The sequence below is a fragment of the Leifsonia sp. PARNA 1/14 genome (assembly GCF_055720965.1).
The window spans coordinates 395,417-398,616 of record NZ_JBVQSP010000005.1; the positions used below are offsets into that span (position 1 = coordinate 395,417).

The 3,200-nt window shown below is 72.0% G+C and carries 4 protein-coding genes; 1 reads left to right on the forward strand and 3 read right to left on the reverse strand.

The genetic code is table 11. From position 1 onward, the window contains the following. Nucleotides 1–161 precede the first annotated feature (161 nt). Nucleotides 162–560 carry a DUF7144 family membrane protein gene (locus tag AC0HS0_RS15605; RefSeq protein WP_472964987.1) on the reverse strand — a complete coding sequence of 133 codons (399 nt, stop codon included), beginning with the start codon at nucleotides 558–560 and terminating at the stop codon, nucleotides 162–164. A gap of 106 nt (nucleotides 561–666) precedes the next feature. Between AC0HS0_RS15605 and AC0HS0_RS15610 the strand changes: the two genes are divergently transcribed. Next, the gene (locus AC0HS0_RS15610) at nucleotides 667–969 is read left to right on the forward strand and encodes a DUF1905 domain-containing protein (protein WP_472964988.1); all 303 of its coding nucleotides are present in this window, start codon (nucleotides 667–669) and stop codon (nucleotides 967–969) included. 21 nt (nucleotides 970–990) lie between these two features. Here the strand turns inward: AC0HS0_RS15610 and AC0HS0_RS15615 are convergent, their stop codons facing one another. Together AC0HS0_RS15615 and gap are read right to left on the reverse strand one after the other, a co-directional pair. Then, complete coding sequence (locus AC0HS0_RS15615; protein WP_472964989.1) at nucleotides 991–1,923, reverse strand: MBL fold metallo-hydrolase; 933 nt, start codon at nucleotides 1,921–1,923, stop codon at nucleotides 991–993. A gap of 77 nt (nucleotides 1,924–2,000) precedes the next feature. Next, complete coding sequence (gap, locus tag AC0HS0_RS15620; protein ID WP_472964990.1) at nucleotides 2,001–2,996, reverse strand: type I glyceraldehyde-3-phosphate dehydrogenase; 996 nt, start codon at nucleotides 2,994–2,996, stop codon at nucleotides 2,001–2,003. Nucleotides 2,997–3,200 lie beyond the last annotated feature (204 nt).

The window sequence follows — 3,200 nt, forward strand, 5'->3', positions numbered from 1 at the left end:
GGCGCGGCGGGCTCCGGGAGGGCGTCCTCGTCGAACGGACGCGTGCGCACCGTCTTGACGGTGCGCTTCTTGAGCCAGTCGGGCCAGCGCATGGCCAGAGCCTTTCGGTCGGTCGTGGGAGACGCCGGCGTCGGCGCCTCCTCCATTCTCACCGATCGAGGCTAACCGGATGCACGCGCGGCGAAGAACGCGTTGGCGCGCCGCGTGTAGAGCAGCGACAGCATGACCACCGCCCACAGGATCTCGAGGATGCCGCTGAAGAACTGGAGGCTGAACAGCAGGAGGACGCCGCTGATGGCGTTCAGGATCATGACGACGGTCACGAGCCCGCGCGCGAACCGGCTGCCGTTCAGCAGGCCGCGCGCGACGATCAGGATCACGATGCCGAGGATGATCGACACGATCGCCGCGGTGGTGATGGCGGCCAGCGCCCCGGCGTCGGACGCCCGCACCATCGAGTTGCGGGTGAACAGCGTCACCACTCCGCCGATGATGTTCAGGACGCCGTTGATGTAGGCCAGCACGGCCACGAAGGTGACGGAACCGGGGCGATCGGGCATGGGGCCTCCTGACGTTGCTGCGAGGATAGCGTGCGCGTGCGGCTGCGGGGCAGGGCCGGCGTTCGGCTCACGTGTCGATGTCGGTGGGCCGTGGGAGGCTGGAGGCATGGCCGGCGTGCGCTACGAGTTCGAGACGGAGCTGTTCCGGTGGGAGGCGCGGCGCGACCTCTGGGTGTTCGCCCGGCTGCCCGACGACGTGTCGGAGGAGATCCGCCTGCAGCCGCACCCGCCCGCGGGATTCGGCTCGGTCAAGGTCATGGTGACGCTCGGCCGCTCGCGGTGGTCGACGTCGGTGTTCCCGGAGAGCGCCGAGGGCGCATACGTGCTCGCGATCAAGGGCGACGTGCGGCGCAAGGAGGGCGTCGGGCTGGGCGACCGGGTGACGCTCGGCGTCGAGACGATGCTGTAGGCCCGGTCGGCCAGGGCGCGCTCAGATCGTGCGCCGCCGGGCGACGAGTTCGCGATGCTGGGCGGTCTGGCGCAGTGCCGACAACAGGGTGAAGCCGCTGAGCGCGTCCCAACCGCCTGTCCAGGTCAACCCGGACGCGACCTCCCACACCGTGGTGCCGGTGCTGGCGGCGACCTCCTCGGTGCGGCGCAGGTGGTGCGCGGCGAGGGCGGCGCCGCGCTCCCGCACACCGGTGAACGGGTCCTCGTGGCCGGGGAGCGCCCGCAGCGCACCGGTGTCGAGCACCGCCGTGCGGTCGAGGGAGACCAGGTAGTCGGCGATCGGGTTGGTGTCGGTGGGACCGCCGAGTCCCAGCCCGGAGTTGATGGTCGGCAGCACGTGATCGCCGGTGAACAGCAGGTCGGCCTCCTCGTCGTGCAGGCAGAGGTGGCCGTCGGTGTGGCCCGGCGTGCCGATCACCCGGAGGCGGCGGCCGGGGATGTCGAGGAGCTGCGCGTCGGTCAGGACACCGTCGACCACCTCGTCGACGAGCTCTGCGGCGGGCGCGGTCGGCACGGCGGCTGCGGCGAGCAGCTCGGGCCGACGGTCCTCCGGCACACCCCAGGCCTCCAGATCGGGCGCGGGAACGCCGATGGCGATCCGGCCGAGCGCCGCGCGCTCGCGCTCGTGCAACAGCACGCGGGCGCCGGTGCTCTCGCGCAGGGCTCCCGCGCCGCCGGCGTGATCGGCGTGGAGGTGCGTGAGGACGATCGAGCCGACCTCCGCGTCGCCGATGGCGGCCTCCAAGAGGGCGCGGGCGTCGGCCGTCGGCGAGCCCGGGTCGATCACGTGGACCCGCCCGTCGGCGTCGTCGATGAGGTAGGCGTTGCTGAACGCCGGGCCGGTGCCGGGCGGTAGCGGGACCTGCAGCCGACGCACCCCGCGGGCGATCGTCTCGGGGGCCGGTGTCGTCATGCCCTCACGCTAGCGGACGGCCGCAGACGCGGACGGGCCGCGCATCCGGAGATGCGCGGCCCGTCGTTGCGATCGCCTCAGCCCGCCAGGAGGCCGAGCGTGTCGACCACGCGGTTCGAGAAGCCCCACTCGTTGTCGTACCAGGCGACCACCTTGACGTGGCGGCCGTCGACCCGGGTGAGCTCGGAGTCGAAGATCGACGACGCCGGGTTGCCGGTGATGTCGGACGACACCAGGGCGTCCTCGGAGTACTCGAGGATGCCGGCCAGCTTGCCCTCGGCCGCGGCGCGGTAGGCGGCGAGGACGTCGTCGCGCGTCACGTCGCGCGACACCACGGTGTTCAGCTCGACGATCGAGCCGACAGGGACGGGCACGCGGATCGAGTCGCCGGACAGCTTGCCGTCGAGGTTCGGCAGCACCAGGCCGATCGCCTTCGCGGCGCCCGTCGTGGTGGGCACGATGTTGACCGCGGCGGCGCGGGCGCGACGCGGGTCGCGGTGCGGGCCGTCCTGGAGGTTCTGCTCCTGCGTGTAGGCGTGCACGGTCGTCATGAAGCCGTGCTCGATGCCGGCGAGCTCGTCCAGCACCGCCGCGAGCGGGGCGAGGGCGTTCGTCGTGCAGGAGGCGTTGGAGACGATCGTGTGCACGTCCGGGTCGTAGGCGTCGGTGTTCACTCCGAAGGCGAGGGTCACGTCGGCGCCGTCGGCGGGGGCGCTCACGAGCACCTTCCTGGCCCCGGCCTCCAGGTGGGCGCGGGCGGCGGTGGCGGAGGTGAAGCGGCCGGTCGACTCGAGGACGATGTCGACGCCGAGCTCGCCCCACGGCAGCTGCGCCGGCTCGCGCTCCGCGAGCACGCGGATGCGGCGGCCGTCGACGACGAGCACGTCGCCGTCGACCGAGACCGGGCGGCCGAGGCGGCCTCCGGTGGAGTCGAACGCGAGCAGCTTGGCGAGGGCGGAGGGCTCGGTCAGGTCGTTGACGGCGACGACCTCGAGGTCGCTGTCGCGCTCCAGGAGGGCGCGGAGCACGTTGCGGCCGATGCGGCCGAATCCGTTGATGGCGATGCGGGTCATGCGGGGGAATCCTTTCGATCCCCATCAGCCTCCGTCCGGCCGCGCCCGCTCACCAGCGGCGCGAACGCCACGGTTCGCAAGATTCTCGCCAGGGCGTCGGATTTGCGCCGAATGTCGCGAATCAGCGCGGTGGATTCATATGGTCAACGCATCGCTCTGGGGAGAGGTGGCGGGTTGGCTGGTGCGAAGTGGTCGTCGTTTGAG

What these genes read in the sequence shown, in the direction of transcription:
- AC0HS0_RS15610 (WP_472964988.1), top strand. Translation starts at nt 667, where the DNA reads ATGGCCGGCGTGCGCTACGAGTTCGAGACGGAGCTGTTCCGGTGGGAG.
- AC0HS0_RS15615 (WP_472964989.1), bottom strand. Translation starts at nt 1,923, where the DNA reads ATGACGACACCGGCCCCCGAGACGATCGCCCGCGGGGTGCGTCGGCTG.
- gap (WP_472964990.1), bottom strand. Translation starts at nt 2,996, where the DNA reads ATGACCCGCATCGCCATCAACGGATTCGGCCGCATCGGCCGCAACGTG.
- AC0HS0_RS15605 (WP_472964987.1), bottom strand. Translation starts at nt 560, where the DNA reads ATGCCCGATCGCCCCGGTTCCGTCACCTTCGTGGCCGTGCTGGCCTAC.